Raw genomic sequence first — 20046 nt, 5'->3', positions numbered from 1 at the left:
TTACGACTCCTTATTAAATTCATCTGTAGACTGGTTGTTAGACTCCTCGGCAATATTTATCTCACCAGACAACAACTTAGGGAGTAGGGCATCCCGCAATGCACCCAGCAGCGTCGATTCATTGGCGTAAATACGCTCAATCAATGGATTAACCATTTTAAAAAATGCTTCTTGTACTGGAGAGGGGGGAACAGTAACAATCTCTTTAGATAAAAATGTCTTTGTTTGGAAGTTACTAATTCCGGTACTTTGGTTTTGATAAAGCCATGTTTTCCCGTCTGCGTAAATTTTTTGAAGGTGAAGTGCTAGGAGTAAACTCACATTTTCGTTAATTGGTCTAAACATCCTACAAAAACTTGCAGGTTCAGATCGGCCGAGTCGCTCAAGTAAGCGATCTGTAATTAGTAAAGATCTCCCTGTCGGTTGTCCTTTACTACCTCCTGATACTTCAATCACAATATCCCATGGCTTCAATTGACGGTTTTTTAGCTTTTTCGCTTCCACATAGCGGGTTGGTACTTTACCGTCGTTGCCTGAGTACACGTTAGGAAGGTCAGTGCCACGCAGTATTTTTACTTCTTCCTTGTGCTTTTCGTCGGGCTTTTCTTTACCCCAGTCTCCTCCAATGGTTTTCTCAAGCAGATTTTCAAATGGGTTCGCTTCCCACCCCTCAGGAATCTCACCCAGCTCGCTGTCTTGCATGGCGGAGGGGAAGAGTTCGGCGGTGGTGCGGAGTTCGTTGTAGCGCTCTGGGTTTTCGGTTCGGAGCTGGGTTAGTTGTGCTTTGTCTTTGCCGGATATGGCTTGCATGGCGGCGAGTAGGGCGTCTTCTTCGCTGCCGCCGGCTGCTAGTGCGCTTATTTTGGCTTTAACGGGCTCGAAATCGACAAACCAGCTTTTGAAGATGGCTTGCGCGATTTGTTCTAGGGTTTGGTTTAGCTTTTTATTAGCTTGAATTTTTTTATCGAGGCTAGCCAGAATATTAGCCACGTAATCTTGGTACTTTCTAGGTGGTAAACTGAGTTCTAAGTCGTTTAATGCCTTGCCAGTTAAATGTTTGATTGTTGTTCCGGTAAAATAAGGTTCAAGTGAACCGTTTTTTCCGGCATGAAGGAACCAGTAATATAGAAAATGATTATTTAAAGTCGAGTTAGTTCGCACCCTGTGTAATGCTTTTTGGATCTTCATATTTGGGAGTGCATCGTTCCAAATAGCACATCTACCAGGCTCTCCTCCTTCACAGACAATAAGATCCCCAGGTTCAATTCCATAACGTTCAGCTTCATGTTCCTCGAATTTCATTTTCGATAGCTGTGAGAGGTCGAATTCACCCCAGCGAACATTGCTGTTGCCAAGATATGGTTGGTTAACCCCTTTATTCTTTTTTTTATCGAGCATTTTGCCAAGGCAAGAATTAACATGATCACCTAAACGCACAACTGGCCAATCACAGCCCATACCCAAGCCCCCCAAGATTACGCTTAATCTCAGCTTCTAATCGCTCGCTTTCCGCAAACTGTTCGCTTAATTGCGCGGTTAGTCGAGCCATCTTTTCGTTAAAAGGTTCGCCGTCGTCTTCCTGTTCTTTTGCGCCAACGTAGCGGCCTGGGGTAAGCACAAAGTCATGCTTTTTAATATCGTCTAAATTAACGGATTTACAGAAGCCGGCGATGTCTTCGTAGCTCTCACCCTGTTGCCATTGGTGAAAGGTGTCGGCAACTTTGGCAATGTCGTCGTTGGTAAAGTCACGTAATACACGGTCTTTCATGTAACCGAGTTCGCGAGCATCAATAAACAAGAACTCTCCGCGGCGGTCGCGCTTTTTCTCGTTGCGAACCATGCCGTTGGCTTTGTCCTTGGTTAAAAACCAGATACACGCCGGTATTTGGGTATTGGTAAATAGTTGGCCGGGCAGGGCAACCATGCATTCCACTAAGTCTTCTTCAATGAGCCGCTTACGAATTTCGCCTTCATTGTTGGTGTTTGAGCTCATTGAGCCATTAGCCAGCAAAATACCCATGCTGCCGGTTGGTGCCAGGTGGTGCAGCATATGCTGTACCCAGGCAAAGTTGGCGTTGCCTTTGGGTGGCGTGCCGTATTTCCAGCGCGCATCATCGGCCAACGATTCGTTCCACCAGTCTTTTACGTTGAACGGTGGGTTCGCCATGACAAAGTCGGCGCGAAGATCAGCGTGTTGATCGTTTAAAAAGCTGTCGGCGTTTTTCTTACCAAAATTAAAGTCGATACCGCGTATGGCCATGTTCATGGCCGCTAAGCGCCAAGTGGTCGGGTTGGACTCCTGGCCGTAGACCGAAATATGCTTTCGTTGCTCGGTGGCATCGTAGTGCTGCTCTTTGGCGTGCTCTTCAATGAATTTATCGCTGGACACAAAGAATCCACCAGAGCCCATAGCAGGGTCATACACACGACCGGAATAGGGCTGTAACATTTCGACAATCAGCGTCACGATGCTTTTCGGCGTGTAGTACTGGCCGCCTTGCTTGCCTTCAGCCAGTGCGAATTGTCCCAGGAAATACTCGTAAACATGACCGAGAATATCCTTGCTTTGCAAGTTAAGCCGTTCTCCACCAAGCACAGGCTTTGTGAATGAAGTGTCCGAGAAAGCGTTAATAAGACCAATGAGCTTCTCGTTTTCTAACTGATATTGGCTGATGCGGTTAAGAATGCCTTTGAGCTTGCTGTTACTTTTCTCGATTTCTTCTAAGGCATTGTCGATAAGCCAGGACACCGAGCGCAATTTTACGTCGTTACCGGTATCGTCCTGCCATAAAACACTACCAATGGGCAGTACGGCTTTTTCTTTTAATGTGCTCCATCGTGCCGCTTTGGGTACCCAAAACACGTTTGCTTCGCGGTAATAATCGAGCACTTCCAGCTCTTCGCTTAGCGCTTCTTGGTACTCTTCGTCACTGTCAAAATCATCGCGCGGTAGGTAGTAAAGATTGTCTTCGTCGTTGGTTTTGAAAAGCGCAAGTAATTGCTCCTGACGCTCTTCAAAGGCATCCGATACGTACTTTAAGAAAATAAGCCCCAGCACGACGTGTTTGTAGTTGGCGGCATCTAAATTGGCCCGCAATTTATCGGCAGCTTTCCAGAGCTTGTCATCGAGTTGTTTTAAGAATTTTTGCTCGGTGTTGTCCATGTTTTACGGCTTCCTTTTAATTAGTGTGAGCGACCGGACGAATTGTTTTCGTAACCCGGCGCTATTGCTAAATTACTGGTGTTCATTAAGCTTGTGCGGTTACGCAACCACAATTGATATTCGGGGCCATTTAATGCGGCTCCTTCGGTGCAATCGACATTCCAACGACGCAATAAATAACCGGCCATGGCAGCGCGAACGTCGATGGTGAGCAATTCGTTTTGCATACCGTAATCCATTTCAATGGCTTTTGGGAATTTAACGTTGTTAGGGTGAGGTGTTAATTGCAGAGAAATCATCCGTTGCCATTCGGTATCGGAGTCGCTGTCTTCGCCAAATTCGTAATTGCCGATGAGCTTCACATTACTAATTCGGGTTAATACAAAATCGCGAAAACTTTCGGTTTTTCGGTCAAACGCACGAACGTGCCAACGCATGCCATTATCAACAATTGAATGCGGTACAATTTCTCGTTTCCCGGAGCCGCTGCTAAGCGATGTGTAATTAATTTCGAGTGCCTGTTCATTAAGAATGCCTTGTACGGTTTTAGCCACAACAAAAATGTCAGGAACGTTCAAACTGGAAGGTGCTTCCACCGGAAAATGTAAATCGCCAATAGCATCGAAACCATCGGAAATATCATTCGCTAATTTAATTAAACTGCGTCTGGCGTCATGGTCGAATAGCGGTTTGAATTCACCAGTCTGGAAATAACGTTTTTGCTTAGCGTCGTATTCGAGATTTTGCGGTGCTAATTCTTTGTAGAGATTAAAGTCACGGGAGCCTGCCGATAACCCAACTTCGAATCGTTTAATTAAGTCCTGGCGGTAAATCGAGCCTTTAAACAGCAAACAAAAATCGATGTACGCTAAGCGCTGTTTTTGCGAAAAGGCGAGTTTTTCCAGCATCATCCATGGCCATTTTTTATCATTATTTTGCGGTTAGTGTGGTTCATTTTGGTGTGCATGTAAAGTGGCTAAGTGGCGGCGCCTAAAAATGTATCAGGGCGGGGGTTTGTACAACAAAGTGGTGACAGAAGCTGGATTTCGAACACATCCACTGACATAAACTTGTCCAAAACCAGGATCAGTTACCACTTTGTTGTACAGATGGTTTCATTGGCAAATTACGGTAACCAGGTGTTTTGCCAACACATACTAGGTTCCGTACAACAGATAGTATTTATTACTAAACATAGTCACTGATACTGGCTAGCAAGGGTAGGCTCATGCCGCTTTTGAGAATCACATATACGAAACAACCAGGAACAAGTGCCTTACTAATAGTCTGGTGTACGCCAAGTTGCGCTGGCCATATAAGTCGGAGGTATTTTGCGAACCATCACAATGTGCCGTACACCAAATGGTATTTAGTACGTAATACCGTTATCACTGATACTGGCTGGCAATGACAGGCTCCTGTCGCTTTAGCAGTCATAAATACGCAAGCAAACAGGAATAAGTGCAGTACTAATAGTCTGGTGTACGGCAAGTTGCGCTGCCCATATAAGCCGAAAGTATTTCGCGAGCCAGCACAATGTGCCGTACACCAGATGGTATTTAGTACGAAATACAGTTAACGTGAGCATTGCTTTGCGGCGCTTAAGCGAGGGGTGATTTTGAAGCAGGAGGGTTGAAATGGATGTTAACTCAGTTGCCAATAGAGGTGTCTTACTGGCGGGTATGCCAGATGAACTTCTGTTTGAATCAGGTTGGTTTGAAAGTTTCAGCGATTTGGTGATGCAGTTTCTGCGAACGCAAAATAAAGATGGTGCTGGGGGAATTACTTCTGACCGACAACTTTTTAAAGAGCTTCGCTCGAATCCAGAAGCGGTAACGCCTGAAAAATTTAAAGCGTTGAGTTTGAAGTATGCACCGGAATTGCAAAATACCTGGAGTGATTTTGAGATGCCCGACGAAAAGGATGGCCTTGGTGCCTGGTTGCTTTTAGAGATTGTTCTGAATATATTTTTATCGAAACAGCCAAAGCTGCAATTTGAAAAACTCAATGAATTTTTAGCCGAGGAGAAACAGGCGGTTGCGGTTTATCTGCAACAAAAAGATTCGCGTAGCGTTTTGCCTTATATCGAAAAATGGATTGGTGGCAATTGGGGAGGCAGCACTGAATTCGAAACCAGAAAAATACTTGTGTGGCTCGCCTTTTTTGAAAAGTTTCTTCGTGTAACCACGGAAGGTTTTGATGAGCGCTTTCCAGAGCCGGGCATGATGAAAACGTTTTTGCCTGTTGCCGAAAACAATGAATTGATATGGAGTAATGAGCGATATGTATCAGCGATTAAACAAAAATGGGTTGGCACTGAAGGTAGTTGGGTCTCGTTTTATGAAAAAATAACGGAAGCGAGAGATTCTGTTTATTCGAGCGAGGGTAAAGACCCGAAAGCTGCTGTCGAAAAAGCGGTAAAAAGAATTCGTGCTGGTAAGACCCGGTTAAACAGAGCAAATTATGCGAGTAGCTTCCGCGTCCTGGACACCGAATTCAGGCAAGTCCCCATGCAGCCGGTTGAGCTGATTCCACTGTTCTGTGAAGTCATGACGAAAAAGCAAATGGCGATGCTCAAGGATAGTTGTACGCCTGCCGACATTGAAAAAGTGTTTGCCGTTTACCCCAGGATTTATGAGCAATTCACTGACTGATTCGGCGAATTTTTAAAATTCCATTCAGATGTCCTCCTCATCGACGAGCTGGCGTGAAAACATCCTCTTTGCTGTTTCAGCAAGTTAATTAACTTAAAGCTTAGAGGATAGAAAAATGGCTAAAACGTCAACTGCTAATCGTCCAAATTCAAAGAATCCTAATAATCCGGCGTATCATCACAACCAAAGGAACCGTGGTAACCAATTAAACCCTAACAACCCTGAATACAAAGGGGGAAAAGGAAAGGGAAAATGAGTTAGCGAAGATTATCTGTTCTGAAATAGATGATGAGCGGGCTGGCATGATGTTAGTCCGCAACTTTAACGTTTGCCGCTAGTTGAAAACACCGCACTCCAGGCGATGAATTAGGGCGAGTACCTGTTGAAGCTCTATGAATGAGTTCAGGTTTTCGATAGGTGAGCGCCCACCGAGTCCTCTACAACGCTTTTTAAGCCAGTTAATAGCAGCGCATGCTTCACCCTCAAAAAGCGCCTCAGCGGCCGTTACGGCTTCAATTAACGCATAAATACGGTTGCTTTCTACCCTGGTAAAGCGGCTGCGCTTTCTTTTTTGTACCTTATTCCAGTCAGGAAGGTTAAGCGCATTCAAAATTTCGGTTTCTGACAGCTCCGTCTCGTGCGCTATCGAATCGACGACGTCGAACTTGAAACCTTGTCCGATGGCACTGTTCATCGTTGGGTAGTCTTCAGGCAGCCCTAGCTTTTCCTTTAAAGTCAGCTTCAAAGGCTGTTGCGCAGTCTTGGGGATGTAGTGTTCGTGGTGCATTGGAGTGCCTCAGAGTGAAAGCTCACTCAGAGCCTTTCTTCTTGCTTTGAATATAGGTGACAAGCAAGTGAATACCCAGCATCACGACCGGCATCACCGCTACCCAAATTAATAATGACTCGTCGCCCATCAAATACTCCAATCAGGTAACCAGGTACTTAGAATAGCATTTTCTGTTGGTTTAACAGCCACTATGAGGTCGAGAACTCGGACGCGTGTGACACAGAAACAAAAAAGCCACCGGTGACGGTGGCTAGGAAGTATCGCGTAGCATGACATTGCGGCTCCGATTGCCAAGTGTGAGAGGCTAGCGATGTGAGCATATTAACAGAGCAACATGGTAAGCGGAAGAAAAAGACACTAACGGACTCAAAATACGCAATGTTTGTTAGCCATGTTGAAAGGTCTTATACAGCGTGTAACTTTCAACTTGGCTTAATTTTTAACCATGTTATAAAGAGTCTTTCCTGATTAACCGCTAAAGGGACAAAGTTGCGATGGATAGCATAGTAGCGTACTTACCGTTAGGCCTTGTTGCCGCCACGATCATCATAGTTTTTTATGGTATCTCCCAAAATAAAAAATACCGAGCACGCCTGGAATATATCTCGCAGCGAGAGTCGATGTTATCGGAGCAATCAGTTGATGAGCTTCTTTCTAAACAGCGCCAGGAAAAAGCAGACTTTGAGGAGAAGCAGCGTGTGGGTCGGGATTACTTGGATAAACTTGATAAAGCCATTGAGCCCACAACAGCGCAACTAAAGCGGATTGAAGTGGGTTTGGTGCCTCCTATTTTTCGATTCGATGATAGTGAAGAGTTAAAAAGAATATTCGCAAGTGTCGAGAAGAGCAGTTTGAGTGTATTAGCGCGGGCTTGGCTACTAATTCTTTTACTCAATGGGACTGGATGGGAAGCCGCAAGGACGGGGACCGGATGATAAAAGATTATCGTCAGTTACTGCTCGATGCGTTTAATGCAGAGTTTGAAGTGATAAGACGACAAATGCGAGCGGCGACGTTCGATAAAGCCGTGGACAAGCTTGAACGGTTGGTTGACCAGCTTTCCAAACTCGGTGAGACAACGGGCGTTCAGGTATCGCGGCGTTATGCATTGCTCAAAGAAGATGAGCTTAGGTGCTGGCATGCAGAGCTTGAGCATCGTGAAGAGCTGAAGCAGGAGCGTAAGCGGCAGAGAGAATTATTGCGCTCTCAGCAAAGTTCGGGGGATGATTCTGAGGAATTGTCTGAAGAGATTGCATCACGGGATAGTGAGTTACTTAAAGCGCAGAAAAAAGCAGAGGAACTGGCTGGCGCTGAGCGGGCACGACTAGAGCGGATGATTGAAGATATCAAGGCGGAGAAAGCGCGGTTAGAAGAAAAGCAAACTCGGGCGATGTCACAAGCGCAGATCACGCGAGCCGGTTATATCTATGTCATATCAAATGAAGGTAGCTTTGGTGAAGGTGTGGTTAAGATTGGTATGACGCGACGTTTAGAGCCAATGGATAGGGTGAGAGAGCTTGGAGATGCATCAGTGCCGTTCCGATTTGACGTTCATGCGCTGGCTTTTGTTGAGGATGCTCCAGCATTAGAAAAGACATTACATGATGTCTTTAATGACCAACGGGTAAACACGGAGAATTTCCGTAAAGAGTTTTTCCGGGTGTCACCGGAAGTGGTGCGAGCAGTCATAGAGGAAAAGGGAATTGATACGGACTGGTACCTGACAGCAGAGGCTAAGGAATACCATGAGTCGGAGTTGATGCGAAACGCTATGAAGCAAGCTAAGCGTGCACGTAAAGAACGTGAAGACTCAGCTTTACCGGAGGCAATATGATGACAGCGCTAATTATTTGGGGTGTCACCATACTGGCACTTGGTTTAAGTGCCTATTTTGTGATTAAAGCTCATCGTCGGGCGGCATCGGTTGCGAAAGACTATGAGCGGCTGTCTGCGGTCTTTTCTGAGGTTGATAAAGGTCAGGCTGAGCTTGATGAGGTTGAGCGCGAATACCGAGATTTACAAACACAGTATGCCCGCCGAAAGCAAGAGTTAGAGTCAAACCGCCGAGTAATAGCGCAATATGACATTGGCGCAGGTACGGTTGATGACTCGCTAATACAAGTAACGCATAGCACGGACGATATTGACGACTTACAGAGCCAGCTATCAAGTGTGAAAGACTCGATAAAAGCGATGGTGAAAGCCAAACGCGCGTGTGTTTGCTACATGGGGGATAACATAACCATAAATGGTCGCAAGGCCGGTGTTAAGACGCTTTTTAATCGTGAGATACGGCTGCGGCTAAGGTGTTTTGATAATGAGGTGAAATCAGCCATTGCGTTGGCTAATTGGAATAATATCGGACGGCTGAATGAACGAGTGAGACGAGCGTTCAAAGAGATTAATGACCGCGGGCAATTGATTAAAACATTCATAGACAAAAAATATCTAGAGCTTCGCCTTAAAGAGCTTAATTTGAGTTTCGAAATATCCGAGCTAAAGACCTTGAAGAAGGAAGAAGAGCGCGAAGAACGCCGTTTAGAGCGTGAAGCTGAGCGAGAAGAGCAAAAGATAAAGGCGGCAGCTGAGAAGGCCAAAAAAGACAGAGAGCGCATGGAAAAGCTTGTCGCAAAAGAGCTGGCTAAGTTAGACGGTATGACCGAGGCACAACGGCAAGAGCTGGAAATTCATCAGAAAGAGCTTGAGGAGCTAAAAAGTCGTGAGCAAAGAGCGGTATCGATGGCGCAGCAAACCAGAGCTGGTTTTGTTTATGTTATAACGAACGTTAATTCATTCGGTGAGGGGGTTGTGAAGGTCGGAATGACCCGTCGTGCCGACCCGAATGAGCGAGTCCGCGAATTGGGGGATGCTTCAGTACCAGACACTTTCGATGTGCATGGTTTCTTCTATTGTGAGGACGCACCAAGATTAGAGTCTGACGTTCATAAAGTGTTTGACGACAAGCGGGTTAATCTCATCAATAAACGCAAAGAATTCTTCTATATCGATGCTAACGAAGCGTTAAAGCAAATTGAGTCCCATGAGATTGAGGCAACACCAGTAGCGGTTGGTTAAATTTCGTTGAGTCCGGCAAATTGATTCTTAGGCGATAATGTAAGGTCTGCTATGAGGGCGGAACGGACCATCCGACTTTTTGGACTAATTCAACGAGTAACTAGCCTCGCTGTTATTAATGAGTCTGGGTGGCGCGAACCAAACACGGCACATTTATCTCAGCAATAGTTCACGTTTTGTTATTGTTTTGTGTGTTTTAGTCGTTTACTGTCAATGACATAACGAAAACTTAAAGTTAGATATTGTGCGCACATTAGAATGTAATTGAGCATGCTCATATTGCCTTTGCTAACTCGGAGCCTTTCAAGTCAGGAATGCCTAATTGATCAGTAAGTTAAGAACCGAAAACTATTAATTGGACGAGTTTCTAAATGCGCACGCACAATATACAAATGTTATGTTTCTTTTCAATTAACCGAGATTCTTGGATGAACTCATATTTAGTTTCGGATAAGCCAATAATTTATGCAGATATGAATGTATTCCGGTACTTGGCTTGTGGAGACATTTCTATTCTGGAACCAGAAAGATTCGAGTGGGTTTATTCTCATGTCCACCTTGATGAAATTCACCGGAATGGAAACCAAGATTCACTCGAAGGAATGAAATTGCTGAAAGCAGTCGAGATTTGTGATGTTCTGAATCAAGACTTTCAATCTGAAGGTAATATTGTAATAAGGGATTATATAGATCCTTATTCGAGGTATGAGCAACACTTAGAGGCAATTTCTGGTTATGAGGGGGCGGCAGATCACATGGTGGAGCACCTCATACGCTCTTTTGGAGCAGACAACTTTAAAGAGCTAAGTGAAACGCCAGAGCAAATGCGAAATGAAATAGAACGAATAACTAGTATTATTCCTGATGAAAGGCGCGAAGATCTAGTCGAGAAAGCATCTAAAGTGTCGAATGAAATGGAAGTCACAATTGAAAAGCACCTAAAGAACAGGATGCCAATTGATAAAACAAGAAGCGCGTTAGGCGTTACAAGCGAAAATCGGAAAGCTATCGAGAGGTCTGAATCAGCAATTGATGAAGTTTGGGATTTAATTTCACCTTCAATACCAAATGTCACAAAAAATCAGTTCTTTGGCTTTGAGCCAATTCCGGGTATTGAGGGAGTTCAGCATACTCAGCACAGTGCAATATCAGGGGCATATATTGTGCTCAATATGTTAGGAATAAGCCCCGACAAAGGTCTCGCGAAAAGGGACAAGATCAAGAATATAATGTCAGATGGGCAGCACGCTGGAATGGCATCTTATTGTAATGCCTTAGTTTCCGCTGATAGAGGAATAATTAACAAGTCATCGTGTATATTTTCGCACCTGAATAATGTTACCAATGCTTTGCATTTTGAGTATCAAAAAGGGTACCAGCTTAGCCTTGGCGTAAGCAAAACATAACAAGCGCATGTTGTCGGACTGGTTTTCCGCTGCGCTCCAAACCAGCCGCAAATGCGGGCGTTATATTTTCAAGAAAGGAATAAAGAGTGCCGTACACTGTTGCAGTCTCATTTGACACTTTTTATAAAAATATAAATCTATCTGGCGATCACAGAGATACAGCTAATCGCCGTAGAGATGATATTGTAAGCACGCTAAAGAAGAAGCTTCATGTTGTAGAGTCTTTTTCGTCTGGCTCCATCCCTCGGTTTACAGCTTTAAAAGATCATGCTGATTTGGATGTAATGGTAGCGCTCCATTATACGAAGCATATCAAGGGCAAAAAACCTTCTGAAGTGTTGCAAGAAGTAAGAGATACGCTATCTGAATATAGAACTAATGTCAGAAAGAATGGGCAGGCGGTAACTCTCTATTACAAGACTTGGCCTAACGTTGACATAGTGCCGTGTAGTCGAGTTGTTAATGATGACGGGATTGTTACTTCATATTCCATACCTGATATGAACACAGAGCAATGGATTACAAGCAAGCCAAAGAATCATACAGCCAACATGACATCGAGGGCAGGAACGTGCGGCTCAAATTTCAGAAAATCTATTACCATGATCAAGCATTGGAATCGGACGCACAGTTCTTATTTGCAGTCTTATCATATTGAGGCAATGGCCTTAAGGATATTTGATTCTTCGATGAATGATATTCCATGGGACATTTTTAAATTTTTTGAAGAGGCGGCTAATCTAGTAGATAGCCCCCTTTGGTATGAAGGCGCCTTTGCCGATGACTATTTAACCTATTTGACAAGATCTGAAGCCAAAAAGCGGCTAGAAACCGCACGAGACAAAGCTAGGTCTGCCTGGGCTAAGACTTATGGTGATGACAATGACCACGAAGGTGCAATAGCTATATGGCGCCAAATATTTGGAGACAAGTTCCCTGCTTATGGATGATATTAAATTACTAGGACTACAAAGGTCTGAATTTCAAAGAGCTGAAAAGCTTCAAATCTGGGCGGGTAGGGTTCAGGTTATCATTGTTCTTGTGTCGATTTTATGCATAGTGATTCAAGAAATTAATATTGTTCATTCCCTATCGATTGTGAGCATCTTACTAGCTCTCGCTTGGTTATATATTTCCGAGGAATCGAAAACCTCTCATAGCACTGCGGAGCGTGCACGGCGGGCAATTGTCATCAGAAATGGCTTAGGCATACAGTTAAGTGCCAAGTCCTACAGTGATTTAATGTTGTGTTTCAAAGCAAGCAGTAATAGTGCAAAACAATGGGAAGATGAAGAGTATTTCAAATCAGATTCGGAATATGGAAATCAAAAATTAGCCGAGATTATAGAAGAGAGTGCATTTTGGTCGAAATTTCTTCTTAGAGAGTATGCCAAGAAAACATGGCTCATTTTTGCTTGCGTGTTAGCAATATCGGTTTTTTCCCTCTTTTTAATAACGTTTTTTGATTCTTCTGAGCTTGGTAAAACTGTTGGTCAGATATTGTGCCTCGTATTAATGTGGTTAATCACGGGCAGTCTTTTTTCTAAGTCAATAAAGTTGACCTCTTCATCCAATGCAGTCGACTCCATAGAGGAGAGGCTCAATAGTATTATTCAGAGCGGAAATATAAAAGAGGACATACTTATATATATGTGCGATTACAATTCGATTATCGAGGGAACCCCTGTCACTCCTTCGAAAATATACCTAAAAAACAAGGACAGGCTAAATGCTCTTTGGAGAGAACGTGCTGAACGATAGACCTGCATATAACAAAGCGCTGCTGTCAGACAAATTTTCCGCAGAGCGCGGCGTTATGGCGAAAGTATCCAATGGCTGAACAAGTAGACGACAGTAGCGAAGATACCTGTGCAGGCCGACCAATTAGGGCGGCAATGCATCCGTTTTCGGTTGAATTTTTGGCGGGCTGTCGAAAGTTCTCTGATTTAGCCGAAGAGACCGAAGATGGGCAAGAGGTTATGATTTACACCACATCTTGCATCGTGAATGCCGTGTGTTTCATGGAGGCCAAGCTAAATGAAGAGGTTGCGATAGCGAGGATTTGTTTCGATGAGGACCCGGATGAGCGAAAGCGCTGGGATGAGGTTAAGGAAGGCGAGCGACGCTATTCGGTTCCTCAAAAATGGAATCAAGTAGCCGCACTCACCGGCGGCTGTCGTTGGAACTCTGGTGAAGAGCCGTTTCAGTCCTTTGAAACCATCTCATCATTGCGAAACGAGCTTGTACATTTTAAGGGGGAGCTACTTGGTAAAGACGAAGCTCCATCAAGAAGAATAGCCGGTCTTATGCAGCAGCTAGGTGTTAAAAGTAAAGCTACATGGGTCGAAGACGACTGCTCCAGCTGGGTTACAGATCTTCTCTCAGAAAAATCTGTTATCAGGTGGGTATCGGAAAAAATCACATTATTTGACCAACAGTACTATGCGCTTATGCATGGACGGTCATAACAAGTGGCTGTTGTCGGACGCACTCCGCTGGCGATCCGGCGCGCCGCAAAGTAAAGCGTTATGCAAGAGGCATTAATACAGACCGTATGGGATAAATAAGAAAATTTGATATGACAGTCTCACAGCAAGTAATACATTCGATGAAAGTTCAAAACTTAAAGAACCTTATCGACCTAGAAATTTCTTTTGATTCTTCACCAATAACTGCGATTCTTGGCCCAAATGGCAATGGAAAATCCACGATATTACACGCTTTAGCATGCGCATTTTCACCAAGTCAAGAAGGTGAGAACTATAAGTTTAGTTGGTTTTTTTTGCCAAACACTGATGCGCTATGGAATGGCAGTGAGATGAGTATCGTACACAGCTATAGGGACGGTCAAAACGAACATAATAACGTCACAAGGGAATATAAAAAGACTCAAGTTCGGTGGACTCCAAGATACGCGAACAGGCCCGTTAGGGATGTATTCTATATTGGAATTGACAAGTGTGTACCAATGATTGAGGCAGAGAAAAAGCAGGCAAAGATTAACTACTCTACTCAAGTTGTAAATGAAGAAGTAATAAATACTATTTTAGAAAAAGCATCTATCGTTCTGAATAGAAGATATGCCAGCTATCATGTTCATGAAGCTTCCGGCAAGGAGTTTATTGGTGTAGAGGTGGATGGACTTCGTTACTCTGCATTGAGTATGAGCGCGGGTGAACAAAAAGTGTTCTACATACTCGAAAAAGTCTTTAGAGCAAAAAAGTACTCACTGATTCTCATTGATGAACTTGATCTACTTCTCCATGACCAAGCAATGAAAAAACTGATCGAAGTTATTCTTGAAAGAGCTGCAGATAAAAATTTACAAGTAATATTTACAACACACAGAGAGAGTGTTTTAGAGCTTGAAAATAAAATCAACATTAGACATATAGTTTGTCGGCCTGGGAAAACCCTATGTTTCAATGAGTCGAAGCCCGACGCCATAAATAGATTAACAGGTGTACAGCCCCGTCCTATAGAGGTTTTTGTCGAGGACGACTTGGCCTCAACTATAGTAAAAAAAGTTGCTTCTCGGCTTAGGCTTGCTAAATATGTCACTACAAGCAGGTATGGAGCCGCTGTAAATTGTTTTACAGCTGTTGGTGGGCTATTACTTGGTGGTGAGCCGTGTAAAAACTCTCTCTTCATATTAGATGGTGATGTGTATCGAACTGATGATGAAAAAAGAACATTAATTAATAGAGTGCTGACTGGGCACGATGAGAATGTTGTTATAGCACGAGAAACTGCGCTGTCAGCAATTAAACAGTTTACCCTACCTGTAGATACCAAGCCTGAGAAATATCTTCACTCTCTAATCATTGCTATTGATGAGACAGAAGATGAAGAAAAAAACGAGATTATTGAAGCGGCGAAGGAAATAGTTGTTGTTGATGAAGATCATAAATATGTAAATGACATAATACATAGGTTGGGCTGGGAGCGGGAAACTGGTCTTTCAAAAATCATTGATTTGGTTGCAACGACAGATGAGTGGTCTGCTTATACAAATGATCTGAATGAATGGCTTGAATCAAAGTCAGCTGAACTACGTGAAGATCGACAAGTTGCATAACTATGTAGCGTCAATTACCTTGGCTGGTTTTCCGCTATGCTCCAAATTAGCCGCAAATGCAGGCGTTAGCTTTCAAGGACCCAGCGTGAGTATTTACGAAGCAGTTCCTAACTTTTAGACAAGAAGAGCTGAAGAAGTCGATGTAATTCCCTCACGGAAAGCCAATTAGTTGCGTAATTGGCGGGCTAGTGCGTCCGTACACACGTGTACGGATGTTCGAGATATCGACCTAAAAATAACTTATGTCGAAAAAACAATAAAATGTCGACACATTAAATTGATATGTCGATCGGAACGACATAAACTGAACTCATAGTTTATTTATGTCGATTTAAGCTGGAAATTTAAACATGACTTGGCAAGCAGATCAGCCGTACAATCAATTACCGACATTACCACCCAACCTAGATGTCATAGAAACTAGGGCTGTGCTGAAGGCCTGTATTTCTGCACGTGCTGCTGTAGCGGAGTTAAAAATGGCTGGAGAGCTCATTCCCAACCAAAGCATGTTAATTAACCTGCTGCCTTTGCTTGAAGCAAAAGATAGTTCAGAAATTGAAAATATTGTTACCACGACCGATAAGCTTTTTCAGTATGCGCAAGGGGGTAAAGGTGCTGATCATGCAACCAAGGAAGCATTACGTTACCGAACCGCGTTATACCAAGGCTTTATACAACTTGAGAAAAAGCCGCTATGCACAGCGACGGCTATTGAGGTATGCAGTACCTTAAAGCACTCTGAAATGGATATTCGTAAAGTACCGGGGACTTTTATAAGGAACCAAACGACAGGCGAAATTATCTATACGCCGCCAACCGGTGAAGATGTGATTCGCGACTTGTTAACCAACTGGGAGCGATTTCTTCATAATGACGACGATCTGGATCCACTGATAAAGATGGCGATTAGCCATTATCAATTTGAAGCTATACACCCTTTCTATGACGGGAATGGCAGAACAGGTCGTATTTTAAACGTTTTATACCTTATTGAATCGGGTCTTCTAACACTGCCTATTTTGTATTTGAGTCGCTTCATCGTTCATAATAAGCAAGACTATTATCGCCTCTTGAACCAAGTCACTAAAGATCAGAGCTGGGAAGAGTGGTTGTTATTTATGCTAAAAGGTGTCGAGCAAACCGCAACATGGACCTGTGAAAAAATCACAGCGATTAGAACGCTCATGGAAAACACCACCGATTATGTAAAGGCTCAGCTACCAAAAATATACAGCTACGAGCTTGTTCAGCTTATTTTTGAACAGCCTTATTGCCGTATTAGCAATCTGGTTGAGCGTGATATTGCAAAACGTCAGACCGCTTCAACCTATTTAAAGCAGTTAGCCGATATTGGCGTGCTGCAAGAGGTCGATTCAGGAAAGGAAAAATTATTTGTGCATCCGCGATTGATGACGCTAATGACAAAAGACAGTAATAGTATTAAACCTTTTTGAAGCAAACTAATCTCAAGCGGTAGTTACAGCGGAAGTTAAGATCAAAATCGTCAAAACCGGTGTCGGATCAAAAACATCGATAAAATACATAACCACATGAAAAAATGAGAGTTTTTAACCGAAACTAAATGTTAAAAAACTCACCAATGCAGGACTCATAATCGGTTGGTCCCCAGTTCAAATCTGGGAGGGGCCACCATTTTTAAAGGCTTTCAGCCGAAGTTTCCACTAACTTAAATCCTTTCTTGTGTAGCATGTCGCTTATGTGTCGCAAATTGTAACTTGAAAAGGAGTTTTATAAGTTTATCTGCTTTTGTAATAGTGATGAGCTTGTAGATTAAAAGAAGTATTATGGAACGCTTGGCTAACGCCTTCCGTAGCGTTGGGGAGCCCCTTTGTCGATACTTCCAAAAATAGCTTTAGCCAACGGGGGGAGCTTTGAAGTCCAGAGCGACTGCTTCGCCGGCTTCCGTCACAAGTCCCTGGTTGCTAAGCGTTCTGCTTAATAGACTGAGTGCTTGTTCAAACTCAATACCGCGCTCTTGCAAGCGGCGCTCATTGAGGGTGTAGCCTTGGATCAAGTGATCTTTAAGTGTTTTTGTTGCCCATTGTCTAAATTGAGTAGCGCGCTTGGAACTGATCCGATAGCCGACAGATATAATGGCGTCGAGGTTGTAGTGCTTGATTTGACGACGCACTGCGCGCTTACCTTCTTGGCGAACTACCGAGAAATCCTCGGTAGTTGAATTTTCTGCTAGTTCAGCTTCCCGATAGATGTTTTTTAAGTGTAAGCTAATGTTGTCGGTCGATGTATCGAACAATTCGGCCATTTGAGATTGACTTAACCAGACGGTATCCTCCTGTAACGCGACTTCGATTTGCGCTTGACCATCCTGGCTTTCGAAGATTTGGACTTGCTTATTTTCTTCCATTAGCTTTGTTCCTTAAACACGCTTTTAGCGTGCGCTGAACCATTCAGCTGCTGTCTGTATCAATTTTCAGCGCTATCAACGACTTCAAGGTGCACTTCATTTGTCGATATAATTTTTCATCTCATCGATTTGTGATAGTAGTTTGTCGAAACATTGCTCGCAAAAGTCAAAGTTGAACTTTTGGCCATCTTTATTTTAGCCATAGCCAAACTGCGCCTGCAATTGCGCGTGGCTTGAATTTTCGTCTAGACTGTCCGAGTACGCTTTCGAAGTCGTTTATGACGTTATTCTGGCAGATATCGCAAATAACATCGCTGATAACCGCTACTTTTTGCACTGTTTTTTTGTTCATTATTTTTATATTACTGAAATGCTCTTAAGGAGCCCTGTAGATCACTCTAAGCTGTTAAATATAGAAAACCAAGTTGTTTTTAGGGTAGGTCGGTATAGCGGCACCTGAGCCTTTTGCTTCGGTTGTTTTGGCTGGTCGCGCCGATTTTGTATAACGTTGCTTATTTCAATTTTGTGACGGCAACTCCCAACATCTTAACGAGGTGATAGTCGCACCGAAAATATGCATGAGGGTTCTACTCCGTTATCACGGACGGTTTAAAATCGCACTTATTATGCTGACGAAACCATTCAACAGCCCCGAATAATCAACGGTATTTTTACAAGCGTAGGTTCGCTTTTGCGATGTGTGAAATGATTGGTATTGCACTTGAGCGTCGTCTTCTCAATAAGTAAGTTATGAGATACTGAGTTGTGATAATCTCAGATAAAACAGAATGAACAGGAAACAATCCGTGAAACCATCAAATCATTTTATCAATTTAGCAGCCTTGCTACTGTTAGCACCTTTATCGCTAAACGCACTGGCACAAACCACTGAATCAGAAAGTGACGAAAAACCTGTTCCTGATCCAACCGAGTTTGTTTCCGAGCATACCGGCTCTTTTAACGGAGAACGCATTGATTATCGGGTGACTGCCGGCGAGACGTATCTGCAAAATGCTGAGGGCGAGCCGACGGCTAGCATTTTCTCTTTTGATTATGTTGCCGAGGATGAAGAAAATCGTCCGGTGACGTTTGTCTGGAACGGCGGTCCGGGTTCGTCTTCAAACTGGTTGCATATGGGCGGTTATGGTCCAAAACGTATTGTCGTGCCCAGTGATGCAGAGCACCCAGGCGTTGCGCCTTATACCATTAAAGATGCACCTGAAACCATTCTTGATGTTACCGACATGGTGTTTGTGGATCCGGTAGGCACGGGCTTCTCACGCGCTGTTGGCAAGGGTGAAAAAGAAGACTTTTGGGGGCTGACGGAAGATGCAGATTCCATGGCTGCTTTTATTGCCCAGTGGCTAACCGAAAACAACCGCTGGAACTCGCCGGTGTTTTTGTTGGGTGAGAGTTTTGGTACTACCCGGGCTGCTGCTGTTGCTAAGGTACTGCTCGATGACTACGTGATTAATGTTAACGGTATTGTGTTTGTGTCTCAGGCGCTCGATTATCAGGGCTCTACACCTTATGTCGATGACAATATCATTTCCTACATTACTTATATTCCGACCATGGCTGCCACGGCGTGGTATCACGGCAAAGTAGATAACTCGGGTGACTTTGAGGCTTTTATCCAGCAAAGCCGTGAGTTCGCATCACAAGAACTACTACCTGCGTTGTTTGAAGGGAATTTGCTAAGCGAAGAGAAAAGAGCAGAGTTAGTTAGCGAACTGCAACGCTTTACCGGCTTGAGCAAAGAGTATATTGAACGCGTTGACTTGCGCATTAATGCGTTTCGTTTTGCTAAAGAGCTGCGGCGCGACGAAAGTATAGCCGTAGGCCTGCTCGATAGCCGTTACACCAAAGACGAACGCGACGATGTTGCCGCAAGCCCGCGTGAAGATGCTGCTCGTGCTATTTCGCCGGCCTATAAGGCATCGCTGATGCACTACATGCGCAGTGAATTAGGAATTGATTGGAACCGGAAATATTTGAACCCGGCTGATCCTGAACTCTCTGGGAAATGGCGCTGGAGCCTTCGGCCTGAAGGCCAAACATGGGAGCCTCATTACGTGAATACGGCTCCTGATTTAGCCGCAGTTCTGCGCAGTAACCCCGCATTAAAAGTTATGGTGGGCTCGGGCTATTATGACCTGGTTACTCCGTTTTTTGATGCTGAGTACACACTTAATCGCCACGGCATCGCACCTGACGATATTATCTATCACTACTATCACGGCGGCCACATGATGTATGTGCATGAACCAGCGCGAAAGGCCTTGCTGGAAGATACTCGAAGGTTTATTCAGACGCAGACCGGGAACAACTGATTAATGATACTACTGGCGCGAAGCTCATGTAAGTTTCGCGCCACCGCAGTTTGCTCACTTAACCAACGTGAATGTGTTTGTTTTACCGAGTGTCTGCATGGTGAAATGCCGGAGCTCCATCTATGAGATGTTATGCCCATGGAAACGGCTGTTGGGCTGCT

At 44.0% G+C, this 20046-nt stretch carries 16 protein-coding genes; 11 read left to right on the top strand and 5 right to left on the bottom strand.

Annotated elements, in window-relative coordinates:
• From U0358_RS11240 to U0358_RS11230, 3 genes are read right to left on the bottom strand one after another with little or no spacing between them, the layout of a single operon-like run.
• Positions 1-1458: a restriction endonuclease subunit S gene (locus tag U0358_RS11240; protein ID WP_322406335.1), complete on the bottom strand. Its 1458-nt coding sequence runs from the start codon at positions 1456-1458 to the stop codon at positions 1-3.
• Positions 1448-3163, bottom strand: a complete 1716-nt coding sequence (locus U0358_RS11235; RefSeq protein WP_322406334.1) for a class I SAM-dependent DNA methyltransferase — start codon at positions 3161-3163, stop codon at positions 1448-1450. Before U0358_RS11235 ends, U0358_RS11240 begins: the two co-directional genes overlap by 11 nt.
• A 20-nt stretch (positions 3164-3183) precedes the next feature.
• Positions 3184-4071, bottom strand: coding sequence for a WYL domain-containing protein (locus U0358_RS11230; RefSeq protein WP_322407478.1), 888 nt, complete (start codon positions 4069-4071; stop codon positions 3184-3186).
• A 729-nt stretch (positions 4072-4800) separates the two neighbouring features.
• On the opposite strand from U0358_RS11230, the gene U0358_RS11225 reads away from it, so the two are divergent.
• Complete coding sequence (locus U0358_RS11225; RefSeq protein ID WP_322406333.1) at positions 4801-5817, top strand: hypothetical protein; 1017 nt, start codon at positions 4801-4803, stop codon at positions 5815-5817.
• Between the two features lie 334 nt (positions 5818-6151).
• On the opposite strand, the gene U0358_RS11220 is transcribed toward U0358_RS11225, so the two are convergent.
• Positions 6152-6604: an antitoxin Xre/MbcA/ParS toxin-binding domain-containing protein gene (locus U0358_RS11220; protein WP_322406332.1), complete on the bottom strand. Its 453-nt coding sequence runs from the start codon at positions 6602-6604 to the stop codon at positions 6152-6154.
• A 497-nt stretch (positions 6605-7101) separates the two neighbouring features.
• On the opposite strand from U0358_RS11220, the gene U0358_RS11215 reads away from it, so the two are divergent.
• The 9 genes from U0358_RS11215 to fic all read left to right on the top strand — a co-directional run bounded on the left by U0358_RS11215 (position 7102) and on the right by fic (position 16620).
• On the top strand, positions 7102-7542 hold the full coding sequence (locus U0358_RS11215) for a hypothetical protein (protein WP_322406331.1): 441 nt from the start codon (positions 7102-7104) through the stop codon (positions 7540-7542).
• Complete coding sequence (locus tag U0358_RS11210) at positions 7539-8441, top strand: SNIPE associated domain-containing protein (RefSeq protein WP_322406330.1); 903 nt, start codon at positions 7539-7541, stop codon at positions 8439-8441. Before U0358_RS11215 ends, U0358_RS11210 begins: the two co-directional genes overlap by 4 nt.
• A complete protein-coding gene (locus U0358_RS11205; protein ID WP_322406329.1) occupies positions 8438-9682 on the top strand; it encodes an SNIPE associated domain-containing protein in 1245 nt (414 codons plus the stop codon). The genes U0358_RS11210 and U0358_RS11205 overlap by 4 nt, the downstream gene beginning before the upstream one ends.
• Before the next feature lie 428 nt (positions 9683-10110).
• On the top strand, positions 10111-11088 hold the full coding sequence (locus tag U0358_RS11200; RefSeq protein WP_322406328.1) for a hypothetical protein: 978 nt from the start codon (positions 10111-10113) through the stop codon (positions 11086-11088).
• Positions 11089-11174: 86 nt separating this feature from the next.
• Complete coding sequence (locus tag U0358_RS11195; RefSeq protein ID WP_322406326.1) at positions 11175-12038, top strand: SMODS domain-containing nucleotidyltransferase; 864 nt, start codon at positions 11175-11177, stop codon at positions 12036-12038.
• On the top strand, positions 12031-12849 hold the full coding sequence (locus U0358_RS11190; RefSeq protein WP_322406325.1) for a hypothetical protein: 819 nt from the start codon (positions 12031-12033) through the stop codon (positions 12847-12849). Before U0358_RS11195 ends, U0358_RS11190 begins: the two co-directional genes overlap by 8 nt.
• Before the next feature lie 71 nt (positions 12850-12920).
• The gene (locus U0358_RS11185; protein ID WP_322406324.1) at positions 12921-13556 is read left to right on the top strand and encodes a hypothetical protein; all 636 of its coding nucleotides are present in this window, start codon (positions 12921-12923) and stop codon (positions 13554-13556) included.
• A 110-nt stretch (positions 13557-13666) separates the two neighbouring features.
• Complete coding sequence (locus U0358_RS11180) at positions 13667-15166, top strand: AAA family ATPase (RefSeq protein WP_322406323.1); 1500 nt, start codon at positions 13667-13669, stop codon at positions 15164-15166.
• Between the two features lie 350 nt (positions 15167-15516).
• Positions 15517-16620, top strand: coding sequence for a protein adenylyltransferase Fic (gene fic / locus U0358_RS11175; RefSeq protein WP_322406322.1), 1104 nt, complete (start codon positions 15517-15519; stop codon positions 16618-16620).
• A 419-nt stretch (positions 16621-17039) separates the two neighbouring features.
• On the opposite strand, the gene U0358_RS11170 is transcribed toward fic, so the two are convergent.
• Positions 17040-17552, bottom strand: coding sequence for a virulence RhuM family protein (locus U0358_RS11170; protein WP_322406321.1), 513 nt, complete (start codon positions 17550-17552; stop codon positions 17040-17042).
• A gap of 806 nt (positions 17553-18358) precedes the next feature.
• On the opposite strand from U0358_RS11170, the gene U0358_RS11165 reads away from it, so the two are divergent.
• Complete coding sequence (locus U0358_RS11165; RefSeq protein WP_322406320.1) at positions 18359-19885, top strand: S10 family peptidase; 1527 nt, start codon at positions 18359-18361, stop codon at positions 19883-19885.
• The last annotated feature ends 161 nt before the right edge of the window (positions 19886-20046 follow it).

Origin of the sequence: Idiomarina sp. PL1-037, assembly GCF_034422975.1 — a bacterium.
Classification (GTDB): domain Bacteria; phylum Pseudomonadota; class Gammaproteobacteria; order Enterobacterales; family Alteromonadaceae; genus Idiomarina.
Note: the sequence above shows the minus strand (reverse complement) of the source record. Positions and strands in the feature narration are given on the sequence as shown.